This is a genomic window from Stenotrophomonas sp. GQ19 (assembly GCF_059758695.1).
The window spans coordinates 327,146-348,113 of the sequence record NZ_JCAXES010000002.1 but is presented as its reverse complement, the minus strand read 5'-3'; the positions used below and the strand labels follow the sequence as shown (position 1 = coordinate 348,113).

Here is a 20,968-nt window from a genome sequence, read left to right as displayed (position 1 = left end):
TCCCCGATTTCCCCGCGCCAATGTTACCCTGCCGCCCCGTCGGCAGGGGCGCCGAGCGGGCCAAAACGCATGATCGGGGCGCCGGTACGACCCCGCCCCTTCCCACAATGCAGTAATCTTCCGCCTATGACATGGGGAGCCTGCATCCAATGAACGCCGTGCTTACTGCCAATCTCGTCGGGATCACCGGCATCGCCCGCCGCCTGGTCCAAGATGGCGCGCTTGACGAAGCCACCGCGCGCGATGCGATGGCTAAGGCCACCTTGGCCAAGCAGCCGTTGCCGCAGTATTTCGCCGATAAAAAGCTGGTGACTGCCGCGCAACTGGCCGCCGCCAATGCGCTGGAGTTCGGCATGCCGCTGCTGGACGTGTCGGTGTTCGACAGCGCCCAGAATGCGATCAGCCTGGTTAGCGAGGAGCTGCTGCGCAAGCACCGTGTGCTGCCACTCTTTAAGCGTGGCGGCAAGCTGTTTATCGGCACGAGCGACCCCACCCACTCGCTGGACGAGATCAAGTTCCACACCAACCTGGTGGTCGAGCCGATCCTGGTCGACGAGGAACAGATCAAGCGCACGCTGGAGCAGTGGCAGTCCAAGCACGACACCCTGGGGGGCAGCCTCGGTGGTGACGACGAGGGCATGGGCGATCTGGATGTGTCCGGCGGGGACGAGGACGGCGGCTCCAGCGACACCGGCCATGATGCCAAGGGCGACGACACCCCGGTGGTGAAGTTCGTCAACAAGGTGCTGGTCGACGCCATTCGCAAGGGCGCCTCGGACATCCACTTCGAGCCGTACGAAGACGACTACCGCGTGCGCTTCCGCATCGACGGCCTGCTCAAGAACGTGGCCAAGGCCCCGGTCAAGCTCAACCAGCGCATCGCCGCGCGCCTGAAGGTGATGTCGCAGCTGGATATCGCCGAAAAGCGGGTGCCGCAGGATGGGCGCATCAAGCTCAACCTGTCCAAGACCCGCCAGATCGACTTCCGCGTCAGCACGTTGCCCACGCTGTTCGGCGAGAAAATCGTGCTGCGTATCCTGGACGGCAGCGCCGCCAAGCTGGGCATCGACAAGCTGGGCTACGAGCCTGAACAGCAACGGCTGTTCCTGGAGGCCATCCACAAGCCGTATGGCATGGTGCTGGTGACCGGTCCGACCGGCTCGGGCAAGACGGTGTCGCTGTATACCGCGCTGGGCATCCTCAACGATGAAACGCGCAACATCTCCACCGCCGAAGACCCGGTCGAAATCCGCCTGCCCGGTGTCAACCAGGTGCAGCAGAACAACAAGCGCGGCATGACCTTCGCCGCGGCGCTGCGTTCGTTCCTGCGCCAGGATCCGGACATCATCATGGTCGGCGAAATCCGCGACCTGGAAACCGCCGAGATCGCGATCAAGGCCGCACAGACCGGCCACATGGTGCTGTCCACGCTGCATACCAACGATGCGCCGCAGACCATCGCGCGCCTGATGAACATGGGCATCGCACCGTTCAACATCACCAGTTCGGTCACGCTGGTGATCGCCCAGCGTCTGGCCCGGCGGCTGTGCAGCAACTGCAAGCGGCCGATCGAGCTGCCGGCGCATGCGTTGCTGGCCGAAGGCTTCACCCAGGCACAGATCGATGCAGGCATCCGCCTGTTCGAGCCGGTGGGGTGCGAGGAGTGCACCGAGGGCTACAAGGGCCGTACCGGTATTTACCAGGTGATGCCGATGAGTGAGGAAATCTCGGTGATCGTGCTGGCCGGTGGCAACGCCATCCAGATTGCCGAGGCCGCGCAGCGCGCCGGGGTGAATGACCTGCGGCAGTCGGCGCTGGTCAAGGCGGCGGCGGGTACGACCAGCCTGGCTGAGATCAACCGCGTTACCAAGGATTGATCGGCGAAGATCTGAGGCTGCAGGGGCTTCCGCAGACTGCACCACCCGGTGTGGATCGGGTGGTACTACCCTGATTCAGCACAATTTGCTGCCTCGAGTTTATGGGTGGTAGAGCGATCGACGTGTGGGTGACATCATTGCGTGGGCGCGCGAGTTGTAGAGCATCCGCAATCTGCCGACAGGGCAGGCGCTGACACCTGTTCTTGACCGCCGTGCCTCTGGTCGTGACGTTCTTCTACAGCGGCTTGCTGACATCGATCGTGGTGCTCTCGTTGCCCGTAAACGCATTGATCTCGATGAGCACCACCCCGGTATTGCGCAAGCGCCTGAACGACAGGATCGTGCGCGGCGCCGACAGCCGGTCGTTCATGGTCGAAACCATCAGCGGCATAGGCACGGTCAAGGCTGTGGCGGTTGGGACAACCTGCTGGCCGCGGACGTGAGCGCCAGGCTTGGCGCTGCCAAAGTGGCAACCAGGGCCCAGCAGGGTGTGCAGCTGGTGTAGGCGCTAGGCAGCGCGGCGAGCCTGTCTGGGGCGCGAAGATGGTGGTGATCGACGACGCGCTACGCGTTCTGGTGATTGAATTACACCAACAGACCCTCGATGGCCCGCGCACGGCCGAAGAGCAGATCGAGCAGACGACGCGCAGGTGTAGCTCGGCGCGGTCATTAGCTTGAGTGCCAACATCAAGACCGGCAAAGGCGTGGTCATCGATTGCCTGCTCAGCCCGCTGGAGCAGCAAGCCACCGAGTCGCTGCGCGGGCACTGAGCTGTACCATTCGCAGTTGTGCTGTCCTTAATGGGCTGAAAGCGACTTTCGACAATCGATGAATTACCCGCCTGCATCTCAATTGGGCGAAGCGAGTGCAATGAGACAGTGGGTGGCGTGCGCTGCGGAAAAGAGTCGCCTGTCAGTGCGCCGGGTGGCTCGGCTCGGTTAGTATCGCCACCGGGGTGGGCGCGGCGGAATGCGATCTGCGGCCCTGAATGAAAATACTGCACATCTGCCAAGGAGTCTGGCGTGTCACGGATCACGAGCCTCTTACTGCTCATGCTGGCGTCGTTCCAACTGCACGCAAAGTGCGAACTTCGGTATCTGACCCACAACGGCTACGGCTACGTCTGCGACAGAGAGTCTGAAGCCGCAGATCTGATTCAGACACTTCCGGACGGAAGCGATCGCCTGTGCCATCTTGCGGTTGGTGGTGCGTCGGACAATACGAAGTACCTCCGCACCACAGTTGAACACGCAGCACCGCCGCCAGGCAGCAGCAATGGCGGGACGTTCTCTAAACGATATTTCTGCTTTCGCTACGACCAATCCGCAGCCTACGACAGGTACTACCACTCTGTTCAGTACAGTGGTGCGCAAAGGCCCGAACCAGACCCCGATTGGATCGCGAGCTCCCGCAATAATGAAATCTGCCCGGCCGGCGGTAATGGATCCAACCCCATCCACTCGGCACTGGGCCGCAAGGTTCAGCTGGAGCTGGATGCGCACGCAGGTGAGTACCTGAAGTTCGAGCGCCGGTACTCAAGCACCAATCTGAGGACGCTGCCGCACGGAGCAGGTTGGAACTCAAACCTCACTAGGTCGCTGCAGTACGTGTACAGCAGTGATCAGACAGGTGTGGCTGAGGTGCTGGCGCAGCGCCCCAACGGTGACACTATTCGATTCGATGTCACCGCCAGCGAGCCTCGGGTCATATCGAAAGGCTCCGGTTTGACGTTGAAGCGACGCGTCACCGCAACCGGCCGGCCTGGAGGCTGGGACCTGTATGTGGTGGGGGGCAGTATCGAGAGGTATGACGCCGACGGCCAGTGGGAGGCGGTTGTCGCGGATGGCATCACTGCTCTGAGTGTTTTTCGTGGCCCGACTGGGCAGATTTCCCAGCTGAAAGATGCCAATGGCCGGGCGATAACTTTCACTTACAACTTGGGGTCGCTGGAGAGCCTGACCGACCCAGCGGGCTATCGAACCAACTACACCTATGACGGCGAGCGTCTCGCCTCGGTCACCTATGCAGCAGGCACGCCATCGGAGACGACCCGCAGCTATCTTTACGAAGACCGGCGTTGGCCTAACGCATTGACCGGCATCATCGACGAGTCGGGAAGCCGCTACGCTACGTGGAGCTATGACGGTGCGGGTCGCGCGGTCAGTAGTGCGCATGGTGGCACTGCCTCGCCAATTGACCGCATAACCTTGCAATTCAACGCAGATGGCTCAACCACTATCACCAATCCGCTGGGGTCGCAGAACACCTACCGGTTCACCAACATCGATGGTGTCGTGAAGCTGGCAGACGTCGATCAGCGCTGGCCGCTCTGTGGCATCAACGCGAAGTCCAAAACTTACGATGCCAATGGATACGTGGATACTCAGGTTGGGTTCCTTGGCGAGCTTGCCGAGACCGAGTACGACTCCCGTGGGCTGTTGCTGCGGAAGGTGGAGAAGACACCGTCTGGCGGTGTGCTGCGTACGGCGGTCAACGAGTGGGACGCGCAGTACGGGTTGCAGGTCCGTTCGGCCACCTACAGCGACACCAATCAGCTCCTGATCGAGAGCACTACTACCTACGATGAAGCCGGTCGGCCGGTGCTGCGGAACGAGATAGATCCCCAAACTGGCGGTACCCGGCAGATAAAGCACCGCTACTGTGATGCGGCAGGCGTCGCGGCCGGCACGTGCGCCATCGTCGGCCAACTGATGACAACTGTTGGGCCCAGGCAGAATGTGTCGGAGATTCACTCGTTGGGGTACTACATCAGCGACGCTCCGGGATGTGCTGTGGCAGGTGGCGAGTGCTCTTACCGCAAGGGTGACTTGTGGAAGGCTATGAATCCGGCCGGTCACACAGTTGAGAACCTGAGCTACGATGGTGCGGGCCGGCTCGCCTCGCAGAAGGACAGCAACGGGCTGGTCACCAGCTTCGAATACCATCCCCGCGGCTGGTTGACCGCGACGCGCGTGCACGGTTCCGGTGGTGCTCCGGACCGCGTGACCCGAACCGAATACTGGCCCACTGGGCTGACCAAGCGGTCGATCCAACCGGATGGTTCGTACGTTAGCTATAGCTACGACGCCGCGCATCGACTGGTCGAGGTTGCCGACAGTGCAGGCAATAAGATCCAGTACGTTCTGGACGATGCAGGCAACCGCGTTGGCGAAAATACCCGCGACGCCGCAGGTACGCTCACCCGTACTTTGAGCCGTATCTACAATTCCCGTGGCGAGTTGACCACCCAGGCGGATGCCGCCGACAACCCCACCGACTTTGTCTACGACAAAAACGGCAACACCGCTTCGGTCATCGACGCGCTGGGCCGGGTCACCGAATACACCTATGACCATCTTAATCGCGTCGAGCGATCCCGTCGGGACGTGGGCGGAATTGCCGCAGAGAACCAATTCAAGTACGACGCACTCGACAACCTGACCGAGATCACCGACCCCAAGGGGTTGAAGACCAACTATGAGCGAGATGTGTTCGGACAGGTACTCAGCCAGACCAGCCCGGACACAGGGATTACGTCGTTTACGTATGACAGCGCGGGCAATGCGCTGACGCGAGCCGACGCGCGAGGTGTGACGGCACAGTACGAGTACGACGCCTTGGGCCGTGCAACCGCTGTGCGCTATGCCGATTCCGCAGCCGACATCCACTATGTCTACGACCAGCCGTCGGCTCAATGCCCGGTCGGTGAGCGTGCAGGGGTGGGGCGGCTTGCCAGCATGATCGATCCCAGCGGCCGGACCGACTACTGCTACAGTGCGATGGGGGACCTGGTCCGTCGTGTGCAGGTGGTGGAGGGCCAGGCGCTGACGCTGCGGTACGCCTACGATGCTTCGGGACGTCCGCAGTCGATGACGTACCCGGATGGCAGTCTGGTCGATTACAGCTACGACGCGCAGGGGCAGGTCAGCAGTGTGGGTGTCACCCCCATCGGTGGAAGCCGTGCGGTGCTTCTCCAAGGCGTAAAGATGCTTCCCTTCGGTCCGGAACAGTCCTGGACCTTCGGCAATGGCCGTCGTCTGGAACGCAGCTACGATCTGGACTACCGCCCGAAGACAATCAACGATGCGCGCGACGGATTGAATGTCGCCTTCGGGTTCGATCCGTTGGGCAACATCACCTCGCTTACCGATGGTGGGCCGCAGGGGCAGGGCGCGAACTTGGATTACGACACACTGGGCCGCCTGATCGCGTTCCGAGACTCGCAGAACGGCGTGGCCATCGAGCAGTACACCTACGACGCCACGGGCAACCGGTTGTCGTTTGGCAACTCGGCCGGGGTACAGCCCTACGTTTACCCGGCTGATAGCCACCGGCTGATGTCTGTGGATGGTGTTGACCGCACGTACGACGCGATGGGCAACACGCTGACGATCGGCGGCGAGTGGCAGTATGCCTATGACCTGGCTGGCCGGCTTGGTAGTGCGACCCGAGCAGGCTCCGCGCAGGCCATTTACCGCCACAACGCGGCAGGGCAGCGTGTTCTGCAGCAGGTGGGTACTGACAAGACGCTGCACCTGCATGGTGAGGGTGGCGAGTGGTTGGGCAGCTACGGTGCGACCGGTACCCCGGCCCAGCAGGTCGTGTGGTTGGGGTCTCAACCCGTAGGACTGATTCAAGCGGGCAAGCTGCTCTACATCGAGTCAGATCACTTGGGTTCGCCGCGCGCAGTGGTCGATCCTCAGCGCGATGTAGCGGTGTGGCGCTGGAGCCTGCTTGGTGAGGCATTTGGGTCTGGCATGCCAGCTGAGGATCCTGATCAGGATGGAATCCAGCAGTCCTTTGATCTTCGTTTCCCGGGGCAGCGCATGGATTCGTCTTCAGGCCTGAGCTACAACTACTTCAGGGACTATGAGCCGGGCAGTGGGCGCTACGCGCAAAGCGATCCTATCGGTTTGGCGGGTGGTGAATCGACCTACAGCTACGTCGAGGGGGATCCAGCTGGATCCGCCGACCCAACTGGTTTGCAACGAGCTAGGTCAATCCCCATCCCTACTCCTGGCCCGGTTGGGGGCTACGATTATTACAATGAGCGCTACTCCAGCGATGGCAACGGGTACTCAGGATCCGGCGGTCCGGAGAATGCTCCGATCGGTCAAGCTATTGGTCTCGCGCTTGAACTGTCTCGGCCATCTGGATGGCTAGACCCCAATGGCTTTGGTCAGACTTTCGGCGGCTTGGCCTTAAGGAGCTTGTGGTCTGAAAGCAGCGGACGTGCCGTCCCTTATCCTGATCGAAAGAAGGGTTACTACACATGTATATGCAGGGCCAATCGGGACGGAAGAAGTGAGGGGAACTGTTCAATTGACGATAAGGAGTATGCTTTTGGCTATGGTGTGGGCCTAACACTGATGGAAGCAAAGCGCATGGCTGAGAAAGATGCCAAAGAGAAGCTCGGCGCGCGTTCCACACATCACATCCAATGCCGCTGTAGGTCACCGAAGGGTGACAAGGTGACCCCGCATGGTTAGTCTGCCAACTGAAGTGACTGTTGAGTATGACCGTCTGCTAATGGCGGATGACTGGGATGGCGTGAACTTGCTACTTGCTCCCCTGGTAAGGTCCAGAGACGCAGAAGGGTTGTATTTGTGGTCTATGTCGAGCCTGCCGGAGGAGGATGAAGAGGCATACAACGCACGCCATCTCAGCCTTGTTGGTGAGGCTGCGGAGTTGGGATATGCCCCGGCGCAGTTCACTCGCGGTATGTATTATTTGTTTGGAGACTTGGGGCCGTTGGATTTAGAGCTAGCCGCGAAGTGCTTCGCCGCTGGTTCAAGTCAAGGATACCCTCCAGCCCAGTATGAATATGGACTAGCGTTGCTACATGGGGTTGGCGTTGCCAAGGATGGTGTGGAAGCGATGCGTTTGATTCACGCTGCCGCTGACGCGGGGAATGAAACTGCGAAGGAATTTCTGCAAATTAACCATGGCAACAGCTAGAAGCGTGCTGAGATTCGGCTTGTGCTCAGCTCCACGTCACTGATCGATGCTTATGCTGTAGCTCCAGCCACAGGCGCTGCGAGGTGTGGCAGAACGGCCCCAAGCGTTGAGCGAGGTCCGGGTCCACGTCGTGGTCGCCGGCGAGGAAGCATTCGGCGAAGTCCTGCGACACGCCGATGGCGTGGGCGAAATCCAACGTCGAGGCGCCCATGGGGGCGAGGATTTTTTCGCGTACCAGCCAGCCGGGATGGTCGTGCTCTACGTGGTCGCCAGGCTTCGCGCGGGCAAGCTTGGCAATATGTCTCTCAAACGCGCTGGAATGACGCGGTTCTGTTGAATCGGGGAACTCAACCAGAGTGATGAGCAGTTGGCCGACAGTTGCTTCAACGCTTACGCTTGCGCCAACCTTGAAGCCTGCGTTCTCCAGCCAGTGGCCGTGTACCGACAGGCAGGGCGCAGTGCCGCCGCCGAAGGTGTCCATCCATGCGTATGTGTGCGCGCGGACTGTGTAGTGGCGCGGCCGTGCGGAAGTCGGAAGGTGGATTTCGGGGAAGAGTGCGGTGTCGCGTGCCGAGCGCATGGGAAGCCTCCATGGGGGAAATCTCCCTTGCCGGTAGGGCAAGGGAGCCGGGAGGTTCGAAACCGTGGACTAGCGTACGGCGGGCGTATTTCCCCGGATGAGGGGTCTTGTATTAGCCACCCTCCCGACATGGGACGACCATAATTTTGCTAGTCCTTGGAGTTTCGAAGCTCCGTTGCCCACCATGCGCGGTGATGCTATCAATGGCTAATCGCTTGTGTCTGTTGGTTGTGCGGGGTTTGGTAGGCGTTGTCCATGCCGTGTCGCGACTGGCTTGGGTTTGGCAGGCAGTGCGACGGCGGTGCCGTTTTTTTGTGGCGTTGGCGTCATGTTTGCCGGACGCTACGTTAGACACGCATGGCGTGTCTCTACGTGGCTGGATACGTGCACGTGACCGGTAGCGACACGCCGTGCGTGTCCGTCGTAGTGTCAGGCGTGCGCGTGACCGGTAGAGACACGCCATGCGTGTCCGTCGTAAATGTCAGGCGAGCAGGTGACCGGTAGCGGCACGCCATGCGTGTCCATCGCAATGCCGGGTGACGCCGGTCCGGTTGGTGGCCGTTGGATTGAGGGTGTTGTGTTGTTACGTGGCCGCTTAATCCATCCCCAGCTTTTTCAACTTGTACCGCAACGCCCGGAACGTAATCCCCAACTGCGCCGCCGTCCGCGTCTTGTTCCAGCGGTTCTCTTCCAGCGCCTTCTGGATGGCAGTGCGCTCCATCTGTTCGATGTAGGAGGGCAGGGCGCCATTGCAGTCGTGAAGAAAAGGTATTGGGATATGCGCCAGGATGGCATGGACCTGTTCACTACTCGGCCAACCGGAAAGATGTCATGGGCGGGGCACCAGCAACAGTTCCGATCTTGGCAGGTGAATCTTCGCGGGTACCTTGAGGTGGCAGACGCGATGAACTGCAAAGATTATCCTTCCGACGCTTGGGAGTGGGCAACGAAGCCAGTCCCGACTCAGCCTGCACCGAGGTAGTTTTTGATGGAATTTTTTAACCGCCATGCTTTGGCAAGTGCTTGGGTTGCCTTGCAGAGCGCCACTGATGGTTCCGCTCTAAAAAGCGATTCCCAATGGTCTGCCATTCAGCTCAATATGATGTGTATTGAGGATCCTGAACAGGCATGGGGATTGGTTGTCGAGATATTTGAATTGAGCTCCGACCCTTGGGTGCTGGAAAATCTGGGGGCTGGCCCTGTGGAAACGCTGTTGAGCTTGCATGGCCAATTTGCATTGAACGCAATTGAGTCGTACATGTCGGAGAAGAAGGCCTTTTTTGCTGTCTTGGCCCATGTGTGGCGCGATGCACTGTCGCCGGAAGTCGCACAAGGGCTGACGTCTCTAACCGAGAGACGGTGAGCGCGCGAATTCAGTTCTGTTGAACTTGCGATGGAAAAACGTTATGCGTTGAGCAACGGTGATGCGATCGATGGCTAATCGCTTGTGTCTGTTGGTTGTTCGGGGTTTAGTAGGCGTTGCCATCATCGTGTCGCGAGCGGCTCGGGTTTGGCAGACAGTGCGACGGCGGTGCCGTTTTGTTGGGACGTTGGCGTCATGTTGGCCGAGTATTGCGTTGGACACGCATGGCGTGTCTCTACGCGGGTGGCTACGTGCACGTGATGGGTAGCGACACGCCATGCGTGTCCAACGCAATGCCGGGCGATGCGGGTGCGGTTGGCGCCCGTTGGATATTGGGTGTTGCGTTGTTACGTGGCAGCCACGCAGGGCATGGCTCTACGGTCAATCCTGGCCAGGATTCAATCCATCCCCAACTTTTTCAGCTTGTACCGCAACGCGCGGAACGTAATCCCCAGCTGCGCCGCAGTGCGGGTCTTGTTCCAGCGGTTCTCTTCCAGCGCCTTCTGGATGGCGGTGCGCTCCATCTGTTCGATGTAGGAGGGCAGGGCACCATTGCCGGCGGGCAGGTCGACCACGGCTTCTTCGTGCATCGGCGCCGGGCCGGCACCGTGGCGCGGCGTGGCGTGCTGGGGCAGGCGCAGGTCACTGGCGCCGATGCTGTCCGATTCGGCCAGGGCCAGGGCGCGTTCCAGGATGTTCTCCAGCTCGCGCACGTTGCCCGGGAAGTGGTACTGCGCCAGCGCGTCGATGGCCGACGGCGCCAGCAGCGGGGTGGGGCGTTCGTGGGTGCGGGCCAGCCGCGCCAGGATGGAGGCGGCCAGTTGCGGCAGGTCGCTGCGGCGCTCGCGCAGCGGCGGCACGCGCAGTTCGATCACGTTGATGCGGTAGTACAGGTCGTGGCGGAAGCGGCCGTCCTCGACGAGTTCACCCAGGTCCTTGTGCGTGGCCGACAGGATGCGCACGTCCACGGGTACTTCGGTGGCGGCACCGACCGGGCGGATCGACTTTTCCTGGATGGCGCGCAGCAGCTTGACCTGCATCTGCAGTGGCAGTTCGGCCACCTCGTCCAGGAACAGGGTGCCGCCATGGGCAGCCTGGAACAGCCCGGGCTTGTCGGCGTGGGCACCGCTGAAGCTGCCCTTCTTGTGCCCGAAGAACTCGCTTTCCATCAGCTCCGACGGAATCGCGCCGCAATTGACCGGAACGAACGGGCCGGCCGAGCGCGCGCTCTGTGCGTGGATGGTGCGGGCCACCAGTTCCTTGCCCACGCCCGATTCGCCCAGGATGTAGACCGGGGCCTGGCTGCGCGCGACCTTGGTGATGGTGGTGCGCAGCACGTCCATCGCCGGCGAATCCCCCAGCAGGCGGGCGGCCTGTTCCGACGGCGGCGCGGCGGGTGCGGCGCGCTCGGTGTTGTTGAGCTCCAGTGCGTGCTTGACCAGTCCGCGCAGCACCGAGATGTCCACCGGCTTGCTGACGAAGTCGAAGGCGCCGGCCTTCAAGGCCTCCACGGCCAGGTCCATGCTGCCGAACGCGGTGATCATCGCCACCGGCGTGCGCGGGTAGTGCTGGGCGATCTCGGTGACCAGCTCGATGCCGTTGCCGTCGGGCAGGCGCATGTCGGTGATGCACAGATCGTACGGGTTGCTGGCGAGCAACTCGCGGGCTTCGGCGAGGTTGGCGGCGGTGCTGATGCGCAGGCCCATGCGGCCCAGGGTCAGTACCAGCAGTTCGCGGATGTCACGTTCGTCGTCGACGACGAGGGCGCTGCGGGTGTCGTTCATATGGGGGAAAGATAGCCGAGGGCAGTTGGATCCGACAAATGTTTGACGCATGCGGCAACCCGCGAGGGGGCCGCCTGCCGTGAACGGTTCATTGCGGCAGCATCGTGTGCGGGCCGGCCAGGACCAGCCGGAAGCACGCGCCACCGGCCGGCACCGACACGTATTCCAGATTGGCCTGGTTGGCCTTGCACAGCTCGCGGGCGATATACAGACCCAGCCCGGTGCCGTGCTCGGAGGTGGTGAAGAACGGGCGGAACAGCTGGCTGGCCACCGTTTCTGGGATGCCCGGGCCGCGGTCCATCACGTCGATGACGGCGGCGCGCTCCTGGCGGGCCACGCGCAGCCGCACCCGTGCCGGTTCCTGGCCGATGCGGCCGTACTTGAGCGCGTTGTGGACCAGCACGGTGAGGATCTGGTGCAGGTGGCGCGGGTCGATCAGGGCGTGCACCGAGGTTTCGGTGATGATCGGCTCGATGCTGTCCGTCTCCAGGGTGATGCCCTGTTTGTACTCGAGCACGAAACGTCGCACGAACGCGGCCAGGTCCAGGTTCTCCGGGTTGGCGCGTTCGCGCCGGGCCAGGCCGAGCACGCTTTCGACGATGCCGTTGGTGCGCTGGCACTGCTGGTGGATGATCTGCAGCAGGCGGCGGTCGGTGTCGCCGATGGCGGTGGATTCTTCCAGCAGCTGGGCGGCGTAGTTGATCGCCGCCAGCGGGTTGCGGATTTCGTGGGCCAGGCTGGCCGAAAAGCGTCCCATCGCAGACAGGGTCAGGGACTCGGCACGCCGCGAGACCACGGTGGAGTCGTCCAGAAACACCAGGGTGAGGTCGCTACCGGCCAGCAGGCGGGCGAAGCGTGGCTGGACCTCGGGCTGGTCGGGGGACAGCTGCAGCGGGGTTTCCTCGTTGGTCCAGCCATTGCGCCAGCGCTGCAGGCGGCGGCTCAGGTCCGGGGCGGCGCTGCCCAGTTCGAGCCGGCCGCTGCCGCCGTTGCCGTCGGCGTCACCGATCAGGGTGGAGGCCGCTTCGTTGGCCAGGGTGATGCGGTTGGCGCCGTCCACCACCAGCACGCCGGTACGCATGCGGCGGATGATCAGCTCGTTGATTTCAAACAGGTTGGCCACTTCGTCGCCGCGCTGGTTGGCCAGCTGCTGGTTGCGACGCGCGCGGTTGCCCACCTGGTAGCTGACAAACGCCAGCGCCAGGTAGCTGGTGATGAACATGGCCAACTCGGCCAGGGTGCGGGTGGGATCGCCGCCTTCCACCAGTTTCCACACGTATTCGCCGGCGGTGGCGGCGCTGGCGGTCAGGGCCAGGCCCATGCCCAGGCTGAGCGGCAGCAGGGTGGCCGCGGCGGCGATGTTGAACAGCAGCGACATCGAAATGCCGGCGCTGGCGCCGGGCAGGGCATGGCAGAGCAGGGTGGCGGCCACGATGTCCACGCACACGCCCGCCACCACGATGCGGCGCAGCCAGCGCTCGCTGCGGCCCACCAGCAGGATCAGCAGGGCCAGAATCAGGTAGATGCCGCTGACCCAGACGGCCAGGCGCGGGTGGTCGGCCTCGCCCACCAGGCTGCTCAGCGGGCTGAACAGCAGCGCGGCGATCACGGTGGTGATCAGCAGGCGATACAGGGCGAAAAAGTACAGCTCCCGCTTCGGTATCGATTCGATGCGGTCGATCAATGAAGCACTGGGTGACACGCCGGAACTCCCCTTCTGGCTGCCCTGGTAGAGCCGAGCCATACTCGGCTGCCTCCCAACGGCCCGGGCCGGTCCGTTGAGCGCCCAGTATAGGCACGCCGCCTGGGGAAGGGGCCGGCCAATCGCGCCATGCCGCGCATTTTGGCCGACGCCGGGCCGGCCGCGTCCCCGCGGGCGTGCCGCAACTGTCTGAATGCCGGTGGAAATCTGCCCGGCCCCGCGCGCCGGTGCGCGTGTCTTTGCGCCTGCGCGCCGGCTCGTCCACAATAGTGGGCCCGCCGCGGTCCGTGCCGGTGCCCCGTGAGGGAGCCTTGGAGATGCGTGCGGTCGTTCCTATTCCCACGGTGACGCATGAATTTCCACGAATACCAGTCAAAACAACTGCTTGCCGAGTACGGCATCCCGGTCCCGGCCGGCAAGGTCGCCGCTACCCCGGACGAAGCAGTCGAAGCTGCCCAGTCGCTGGGCCAGGGCCCCTGGATGGTCAAGGCGCAGATCCATGCTGGCGGTCGCGGCAAGGCAGGCGGCGTCAAGTTCTGCAAGACCACCGACGATGTGAAGGCCGCTGCGGCCAAGATGCTCGGCACCAAGATGGCCACCTACCAGACCGCGGGCGTCGAGCTGCCGGTCAACCTGGTGCTGGTGACCACCGCCGGCGAAATCGTCAAGGAACTGTACCTGTCGGTGCTGGTTGACCGTGGCACCAAGACCATCACCTACATCGCTTCTTCGGAAGGCGGCGTGGAGATCGAGCAGGTTGCCGCTGAAACCCCCGAGCTGATCCACTCGCTCAACGTCGACTTCGTTGAAGGCGTGCAGGGTTACCACGGCCGTGATTTCGGCTTCAAGCTGGGCCTGACCGCCAAGCAGGCCGGCCAGTTCGCCAGCATCATGGTGAACCTGTACCGCCTGTTCAACGAAAAGGACCTGGCCCTGGTTGAAATCAACCCGCTGGCCATCCTGGACGACGGCAACCTGTACGCGCTGGACGGCAAGTTCGACAGCGACGACAACGCCGCGTTCCGTCAGAAGGCCCTGGTCGCCATGCGCGACAAGACCCAGGAAGATCCGACCGAAGTGATCGCGTCGGAGCTGGACATCAACTACGTCACCATGGACGGCAACATCGGCTGCATGGTCAACGGCGCAGGCCTGGCCATGGCCACCATGGACGTCATCAAGCTCAACGGCGGCGAGCCGGCGAACTTCCTGGACGTGGGCGGCGGTGCCAACAAGCAGCGCGTCATCGAAGCGTTCAAGCTGATCCTGTCCTCGGACAAGGTCGAAGGCATCTTCGTCAACATCTTCGGCGGCATCGTCCGTTGCGACATGATTGCCGAAGGCATCATCGCCGCCGTGAAGGAAGTGGGCGTCAAGGTGCCGGTCGTGGTGCGCCTGGAAGGCACCAACGTGGAAGAAGGCAAGCAGCTGCTGCGTGACAGCGGCATGGCCATCATCCCGGCCGACAACATCAACGACGGTGCCAAGAAGGTCGTCGCTGCTGTCAAAGCCGCCGCCTGATCCGACACCGAAGGAAATCCAATGTCAGTTTTGATCAACAAGAACACCAAGGTGATCGTGCAGGGCTTCACCGGCCAGCAGGGTACCTTCCACGCCACTCAGATGATCGAGTACGGCACCCAGGTTGTTGGCGGCGTGACCCCCGGCAAGGGCGGCACCACCCACATCGACCTGCCGGTCTTCAACACCGTTGCCGACGCCGTGCAGAGCACCGGCGCCAACGCTTCGGTCATCTACGTGCCGCCGCCGTACGCGGCTGACGCGATCCTGGAAGCTGCGGCTGCCGGCATCAAGGTCATCGTGTGCATCACTGAAGGCATTCCGGTGCTGGACATGCTGCGCGTCAAGAACGTGCTGACCCGTGCCCATCCGGACACCGTGCTGGTCGGTCCGAACTGCCCCGGTGTCATCACCCCGGGCGAGTGCAAGATCGGCATCATGCCGGGCCACATCCACATGCCGGGCAAGATCGGCATCGTGTCGCGCTCGGGCACCCTGACCTATGAAGCGGTCAAGCAGACCACCGAAGTCGGCCTGGGCCAGTCCACCTGCATCGGCATCGGCGGTGACCCGATCAACGGCCTGAACTTCGTCGACTGCCTGAAGCTGTTCAACGAAGATCCGCAGACCCTGGGCATCATCATGGTCGGCGAAATCGGCGGCGACGCTGAAGAAGCCGGTGCCGAGTACATCAAGAACCACGTGAAGAAGCCGGTTGTCGGTTTCATCGCCGGTGCGTCGGCTCCGGCCGGCAAGCGCATGGGCCACGCCGGTGCGATCGCCTCGGGTGGCAAGGGCACGGCAGAAGGCAAGTTCGCCGCCATGGAAGCGGCCGGTGTTGTCACCGTCCGTTCGCCGGGCGACCTGGGCGCCGCCATCGCCAAGCTGGTGAAATAAACCGCCGGCCGCACCCGCGGCCGACGTGTGGGTAGAGCTGACCGTTGGTCAGCTGATCCTTGGTAGAGCTGACCGTTGGTCAGCTACGCCCTGGTAGAGCTGACCGTTGGTCAGCTACCCGAAACAGAAAGGCCGCCTCCGGGCGGCCTTTCTGCGTTCTGGCCGCCGCCCGATCATGCGATCAGCGCATGCATGGTTGCCGGGCAGAGCCCGGCACTACAATGAGCGCATTGCAACTACAGGCTGGACCTTCATGGCTTCGATCCGCATCGCGATGGCGCAGTTTGATTTCCCGGTAGGCGCCGTAGCGCAGAACACCGACAACATCATCGCCATGATCGCCGAGGCGCGCGATGAGTACGGCGCCGAACTGGTGGTGTTTCCGGAACTGGCCATCAGCGGCTACCCGCCGGAAGACCTGCTGCTGCGCCCGGGCTTCCTGTACGACTGCGAGCAGGCACTCAAGCGCATTGCCGCGGCCACCCACGGCATTGCCGCCGTGGTCGGCTGGCCGCAGGCCACCGGCTCGGTGGTGTACAACGCCGCCAGCGTGCTGCGCGATGGCAAGGTCGAGCACACCTACCGCAAGCGCGAGCTGCCCAATTACGCCGTGTTCGACGAACGCCGTTACTTCGACGTGGACCCGGACGGCGGCAGCTGCGTGTTCGAGCTGAAAGGCGTGCCGGTGGGCGTGCTGGTCTGCGAAGACCTGTGGTTCGCCGAGCCGCTGGCCGATACCGTGCGCGAAGGCGCGCAGCTGGTGGTGGTGCCCAATGCCTCGCCGTACGAGCGGGGAAAGCATGCCCAGCGCGATGCGCTGCTGGCCGAGCGTACCCGCGAGAGCGGGGCGGCCATTGCCTACCTGAACGTGGTGGGCGGCCAGGACGCGCTGGTGTTCGATGGTGCCTCGGTCGTGGCCGATGGCGACGGCACCGTGCATCCGGCCGCCGCCGCCTTCACCGACCAGTGGCTGGTGGTGGACTACGACGCCGCCACGCGCCGCTTCATGCCGCGTGAGTGGATCGACGACGGCGATGAAAGCATGGATGCGCTGGCCTGGCGCGCGGTCACCCGCGGCATCCAGGACTATTGCCGCAAGAACGGCTTCAAGAAGGTGTGGCTGGGCCTGTCCGGCGGCATCGATTCGGCCCTGGTGCTGGCCATGGCGGTCGATGCGCTGGGCGCGGACAACGTCACCGCGGTGCGCCTGCCGTCGCGCTATACCGCCGGCATGTCCAACGACCTGGCGGCCGAGCAGTGCCGGGCGCTGGGCGTGAAGCTGGAAGCCGTTTCGATCGAGCCGGTGTTCGAAGGCCTGATGGCCGCGCTGGGGCCGATGTTCGAGGGCCAGGCCGCCGATGTGACCGAAGAGAACCTGCAGTCGCGCAGCCGCGGGGTGATCCTGATGGCGCTGTCGAACAAGTTCGGCGGGCTGCTGCTGACCACCGGCAACAAGAGCGAGTATGCGGTTGGCTACGCCACCATCTACGGCGACATGTGCGGTGGCTACGCGCCGCTGAAGGACCTGTACAAGACCGAGGTGTTCGGTCTGTCCAAGTGGCGCAACACCGTGGGTGGGGCGCCGGTGATCCCGCCGGCGGTGATCAGCCGCCCGCCCTCGGCCGAACTGCGCGACAACCAGACCGACCAGGACTCGCTGCCGGCCTACGACGTGCTGGACGGCATCCTGTACCGCTACGTGGACCAGGAGCAGTCGCGCGAGGAGATCGTGGCCGCCGGGTATGCCGCCGAGGTAGTGGACCGCGTGCTGCGCCTGGTGCGCACCAGCGAATGGAAGCGCCACCAGGCAGCGCCCGGGCCGAAAGTGTCGCGACGGGCCTTCGGGCGGGAGCGGCGGTACCCGATCAGTAACGGGTACAAGGGCTGACAGGCGATCGGCCCGACCAACGGTCGGGCGCTACCGGCCATCCCGGGTAGGTGCCGACCGTGGGTCGGCAAGCTCGTCCCGGGTAGCTGCCGACCGTTGGTCGGCGCGCCCATCTCCGGGTAGCTGCCGACCGTGGGTCGGCATGCTCCCAATACGAAAAAGGCCCCTTTCGGGGCCTTTTCATTATTTGCGTTCCATCTTGGCGTTGCGCTGCCCGGTGCTGGCGGACTTCTCGCCGGCGAAGGGGTTCAGCTTGCGCACCATCCACGGGTACTTCGGCCAGTTGCCCTGCAGCCAGGGGTGCTCGGGCTGGTTCAGCTCCAGCACGCGGCGGGCGTCGTCGGCCAGGGTCTTGTTGCCCAGGCGGGTGTAGGCCTCGCCCAGGGTGGCCACGGCGTCGTACTGGAAGGCGCTCTGCGGGTAGGTTTCCAGCAGGTAGTTGGCACGGCCCGCTGCCGATACCCAGGCCTGGCGGCGCAGGTAGTACAGGGCGTTGTCCAGCTCGTGCTGGGCGAACACGTCGCGCAGCTCGATCATGCGCTGGCGCGCGTCGGCGGCGTAACGGCTGTTGGGGTAACGGTCGACGACGATATTGAAGTCGGCGTAGGCCTGGTGCGGGGTGGACAGGTCGCGGCGGCTCGGGTCGAGCGCCCATACCCGGCGCAGGAACACCGTATTGCGGTTGCCGTTGGACAGGCCGCGCAGGTAGTACATGTAGGCGATGTTGCGGTGGGTCGGGTAGGTCCGGATGAAGCGGTCCACGCTGGACACCGCGTCATCGTGCTTGCCGGCCTTGTACTGGGCGTAGGCGGTTTCGATCATCGCCTGCTCGGTGTACGGGCCATACGGGTACTGGGCGATCAGGCGGCGGAAGTTGGCTTCGGCCCCGCTCCAGTTGCCGCCTTCCATCAGGCGGTGGCTCTTCTCGTAGATCTGTTCGACCGGCAGGCCTTCGTCCGGATTGTCACCTTTGGTGCCGCGGTGGCAGCCAGTGGCGACGAGGGCCAGGACCAGCAGCAGGGCGGCGGTGCGGACGGGCGCGGACAGCAAAGAAGAGCGTCGGATCATGGGGTCAGGGCGGGACGCGGCTGGAATACGAAGGGTCGATGATAGCCTAGTGGCCTGTCCTGCGACTGAAAGTGGTCGACGGGACCCCAAATTTGTCTCCCAGCGGTGCTTTCCCCATGTCCGATAACGCTTCCGAATCCGAATCCCCCCGCCAGGCCGTGGTGCCCGATACCGCCGCTGGACGGCGCTTCGACGCCGTCCTGGCCGAGCTGTTCCCTGAATTCTCCCGGTCCAAGCTGACCGAGTGGATCAAGTCCGGGGACGTCCTGCTGGACGGCCAGACCGTGCGCGGGCGCGACCCGGTGCGGGGCGGCGAGGTGGCCAGCCTGCATGTCGTGCTTGACACCCAGACCCATGCCGAGCCGGAAGACATCCCCTTGGACGTGCTGTACGAGGACGAGCACGTGTTCGTCATCAACAAGCCGGTCGGGCTGGTGGTCCACCCCGGTGCGGGCAACCCCACCGGCACGCTGGTCAACGCACTGCTGTTCCGCGACCCCTCGCTGTCGGTACTGCCGCGCGCGGGCATCGTGCACCGTCTGGACAAGGACACCAGCGGGGTGATGGTGATCGCCCGCACGATCCAGGCGCAGACCGCGCTGGTCGAGCAGCTGTCGGCGCGCGAAGTGCACCGCCAGTACCTGGCCATCGTGGTGGGCGCGCTGGTGTCCGGTGGCACCGCCGATGCGGCCATCGACCGCCATCCGCGCGACCGCGTGCGCATGGCCGTGCGTGAAGACGGCAAGGACGCGATCACCCATTACCGCCTGCGCGAGCGCTTCCGTGCGCACACCGCGCTGGAATGCCGCCTGGAAACCGGCCGCACCCACCAGATCCGCGTGCACATGGCGCACCTGCGCCACCCGATCATCGGCGACCAGCTGTACGGCGGCGCGCTGAAGCTGCCCAAGGGTGCCAGCGATGAACTGGTTGCGCAGCTGCGCGGCTTCAAGCGCCAGGCGCTGCACGCCGAAACGCTGGAGTTCGTGCACCCCATCACCGGTGAGACCATCACCAACAGCGCGCCGCCGCCGGCGGACATGCTGGCCCTGCTGCAGGCGCTGCGCGAAGACAGCAAGCGCTTCGCCGAGCTGGAACGCGGGCGTCGCTGATGCCAACGCCGGTTCCGCTGCTGGCGGCCGACTGGCCTGCGCCCGCCGGGGTACAGGCGGGTACCACCCTGCGCTACGGCGCGGGTGGGTCGGTGCCGCCGTTCGACCAGTTCAACATGGGCAACCGCTACGCCGCCGAGGGCGACGATCCGGCCCAGGTGCAGCGCAACCGTGACCTGCTGCAGGCCGGCCTGGCCCTGCCGTCGGCGCCGCACTGGCTGCGCCAGGTGCACGGCACCACGGTGCTGCGGTTCGACGCCGCGCCCACCGCGCAGGGCGTGGAGACCGAGCCGACCGCCGATGCGGCGGTCACCTCGGTGCCGGGCGTGGTGCTGGCGATCCTGACCGCCGACTGCCTGCCGGTGGTGCTGGCCGCCCGCGATGGCAGCGAGATCGGCGCGGCCCATGCCGGGTGGCGCGGCCTGGCCGACGGCATGCTGGAAGCCACCGTGGCCGCCATGCGCACCCCGGCGGCCCAGCTGCAGGCGTGGCTGGGCGCAGCCGCCGGCCCGGCCCATTACGAGGTGGGCGAGGACGTATTCGCCGCCTTCGTCGAACGCGACGCGGGCGCCGAAGCGGCGTTCGTGGCCACCCGCCCGGGGCATTGGAAGGTGGACCTGTACGCGCTGGCCCGGCGCCGCCTGCACAGCGTGGGGGTCGACCCGGCGCAGATCACCGGCGGCCAGCTGTGCAGCATCGATGACCCGCAGCGTTTCTACTCGCACCGGCGCGACCGCCGTACCGGGCGCATGGCGACCCTGGCCTGGATGGCGCGCTGAGCCCATGGACCGCACCCCCGCCGACGTCAACCGCAGTGCCGACCACGCGGTGATCGTGTTCGACGGGGTCTGCGCGCTGTGCAGCCGCTGGGTTCGGTTCCTGCTGCGGTTCGACCGGGAGGGGCGCTACCGGTTCGCGGCGATGCAGGGCAGCCACGGCCGTGCGTTGCTGCAGCAGCACGGGCTCGACCCGGACGATCCGCTGTCGTTCCTGTTGCTGGACAACGGCCAGGCCTGGACCGATACCGACGCGATCCTGCGGGTGCTGGCCGGCCTTGGCGGTGCTTGGCGGCTGACGGCCGTGCTGCGGCTGCTGCCTTCGGGCTGGCGCGATCGCGCCTACCGCGCGCTGGCGCGCAACCGCTACCGCTGGTTCGGTCGGCATGACAGCTGTTACCTGCCGGCGCCCGGACAGGCCGGGCGATTCCTCGACTGAGAC

Annotated in this window: 14 protein-coding genes and 2 pseudogenes; 11 read left to right on the top strand and 5 right to left on the bottom strand. The window is 64.2% G+C overall.

Annotation, left to right across the window (positions count from 1 at the left end):
- Positions 1–149 precede the first annotated feature (149 nt).
- The 4 genes and pseudogenes from pilB to AC6CHL_RS05580 all read left to right on the top strand — a co-directional run bounded on the left by pilB (position 150) and on the right by AC6CHL_RS05580 (position 7,835).
- Positions 150–1,877 carry a type IV-A pilus assembly ATPase PilB gene (gene pilB, locus AC6CHL_RS05595; RefSeq protein ID WP_498293708.1) on the top strand — a complete coding sequence of 576 codons (1,728 nt, stop codon included), beginning with the start codon at positions 150–152 and terminating at the stop codon, positions 1,875–1,877.
- A 118-nt stretch (positions 1,878–1,995) separates the two neighbouring features.
- Positions 1,996–2,379 (top strand): annotated as a pseudogene (locus AC6CHL_RS05590) (ABC transporter transmembrane domain-containing protein); the annotation flags it as partial.
- Positions 2,380–2,899: 520 nt separating this feature from the next.
- Positions 2,900–7,366 carry an RHS repeat-associated core domain-containing protein gene (locus AC6CHL_RS05585; protein WP_498293707.1) on the top strand — a complete coding sequence of 1,489 codons (4,467 nt, stop codon included), beginning with the start codon at positions 2,900–2,902 and terminating at the stop codon, positions 7,364–7,366.
- Positions 7,359–7,835, top strand: coding sequence for a tetratricopeptide repeat protein (locus AC6CHL_RS05580; protein ID WP_313422934.1), 477 nt, complete (start codon positions 7,359–7,361; stop codon positions 7,833–7,835). The genes AC6CHL_RS05585 and AC6CHL_RS05580 overlap by 8 nt, the downstream gene beginning before the upstream one ends.
- A 25-nt stretch (positions 7,836–7,860) precedes the next feature.
- Here the strand turns inward: AC6CHL_RS05580 and AC6CHL_RS05575 are convergent, their stop codons facing one another.
- Both AC6CHL_RS05575 and AC6CHL_RS05570 read right to left on the bottom strand, forming a co-directional pair.
- On the bottom strand, positions 7,861–8,415 hold the full coding sequence (locus tag AC6CHL_RS05575) for a SymE family type I addiction module toxin (RefSeq protein ID WP_498293705.1): 555 nt from the start codon (positions 8,413–8,415) through the stop codon (positions 7,861–7,863).
- 595 nt (positions 8,416–9,010) lie between these two features.
- Positions 9,011–9,166, bottom strand: a pseudogene (locus tag AC6CHL_RS05570) (helix-turn-helix domain-containing protein); the annotation flags it as partial.
- 237 nt (positions 9,167–9,403) lie between these two features.
- Between AC6CHL_RS05570 and AC6CHL_RS05565 the strand changes: the two are divergent.
- On the top strand, positions 9,404–9,778 hold the full coding sequence (locus AC6CHL_RS05565) for a DUF6869 domain-containing protein (protein ID WP_498293703.1): 375 nt from the start codon (positions 9,404–9,406) through the stop codon (positions 9,776–9,778).
- A 398-nt stretch (positions 9,779–10,176) separates the two neighbouring features.
- Here the strand turns inward: AC6CHL_RS05565 and AC6CHL_RS05560 are convergent, their stop codons facing one another.
- A complete protein-coding gene (locus AC6CHL_RS05560; RefSeq protein ID WP_498293701.1) occupies positions 10,177–11,562 on the bottom strand; it encodes a sigma-54-dependent transcriptional regulator in 1,386 nt (461 codons plus the stop codon).
- Between the two features lie 88 nt (positions 11,563–11,650).
- Positions 11,651–13,264: a sensor histidine kinase gene (locus AC6CHL_RS05555; protein WP_498293700.1), complete on the bottom strand. Its 1,614-nt coding sequence runs from the start codon at positions 13,262–13,264 to the stop codon at positions 11,651–11,653.
- Positions 13,265–13,615: 351 nt separating this feature from the next.
- Between AC6CHL_RS05555 and sucC the strand changes: the two genes are divergently transcribed.
- The 3 genes from sucC (at position 13,616) to AC6CHL_RS05540 (ending at position 17,570) form a co-directional block, all read left to right on the top strand.
- Positions 13,616–14,785, top strand: a complete 1,170-nt coding sequence (gene sucC, locus AC6CHL_RS05550; RefSeq protein WP_447595343.1) for an ADP-forming succinate--CoA ligase subunit beta — start codon at positions 13,616–13,618, stop codon at positions 14,783–14,785.
- Between the two features lie 21 nt (positions 14,786–14,806).
- Positions 14,807–15,682 carry a succinate--CoA ligase subunit alpha gene (gene sucD / locus AC6CHL_RS05545; protein WP_038686639.1) on the top strand — a complete coding sequence of 292 codons (876 nt, stop codon included), beginning with the start codon at positions 14,807–14,809 and terminating at the stop codon, positions 15,680–15,682.
- Positions 15,683–15,935: 253 nt separating this feature from the next.
- Positions 15,936–17,570, top strand: coding sequence for an NAD+ synthase (locus AC6CHL_RS05540; protein WP_038686641.1), 1,635 nt, complete (start codon positions 15,936–15,938; stop codon positions 17,568–17,570).
- Positions 17,571–17,753: 183 nt separating this feature from the next.
- On the opposite strand, the gene AC6CHL_RS05535 is transcribed toward AC6CHL_RS05540, so the two are convergent.
- Positions 17,754–18,638, bottom strand: coding sequence for an outer membrane protein assembly factor BamD (locus AC6CHL_RS05535; protein ID WP_038686647.1), 885 nt, complete (start codon positions 18,636–18,638; stop codon positions 17,754–17,756).
- Positions 18,639–18,754: 116 nt separating this feature from the next.
- Here AC6CHL_RS05535 and rluD point away from each other — a divergent pair, with 116 nt between their 5' ends.
- Genes rluD through AC6CHL_RS05520 form a run of 3 tightly spaced genes read left to right on the top strand, consistent with a single transcriptional unit; the run spans position 18,755 to position 20,965 of the window.
- Positions 18,755–19,750 carry a 23S rRNA pseudouridine(1911/1915/1917) synthase RluD gene (gene rluD, locus AC6CHL_RS05530; RefSeq protein ID WP_447595339.1) on the top strand — a complete coding sequence of 332 codons (996 nt, stop codon included), beginning with the start codon at positions 18,755–18,757 and terminating at the stop codon, positions 19,748–19,750.
- Positions 19,750–20,529, top strand: coding sequence for a peptidoglycan editing factor PgeF (pgeF, locus tag AC6CHL_RS05525; protein WP_498293697.1), 780 nt, complete (start codon positions 19,750–19,752; stop codon positions 20,527–20,529). Before rluD ends, pgeF begins: the two co-directional genes overlap by 1 nt.
- Positions 20,530–20,533: 4 nt before the next feature.
- Positions 20,534–20,965: a thiol-disulfide oxidoreductase DCC family protein gene (locus AC6CHL_RS05520; protein ID WP_498293696.1), complete on the top strand. Its 432-nt coding sequence runs from the start codon at positions 20,534–20,536 to the stop codon at positions 20,963–20,965.
- Positions 20,966–20,968 lie beyond the last annotated feature (3 nt).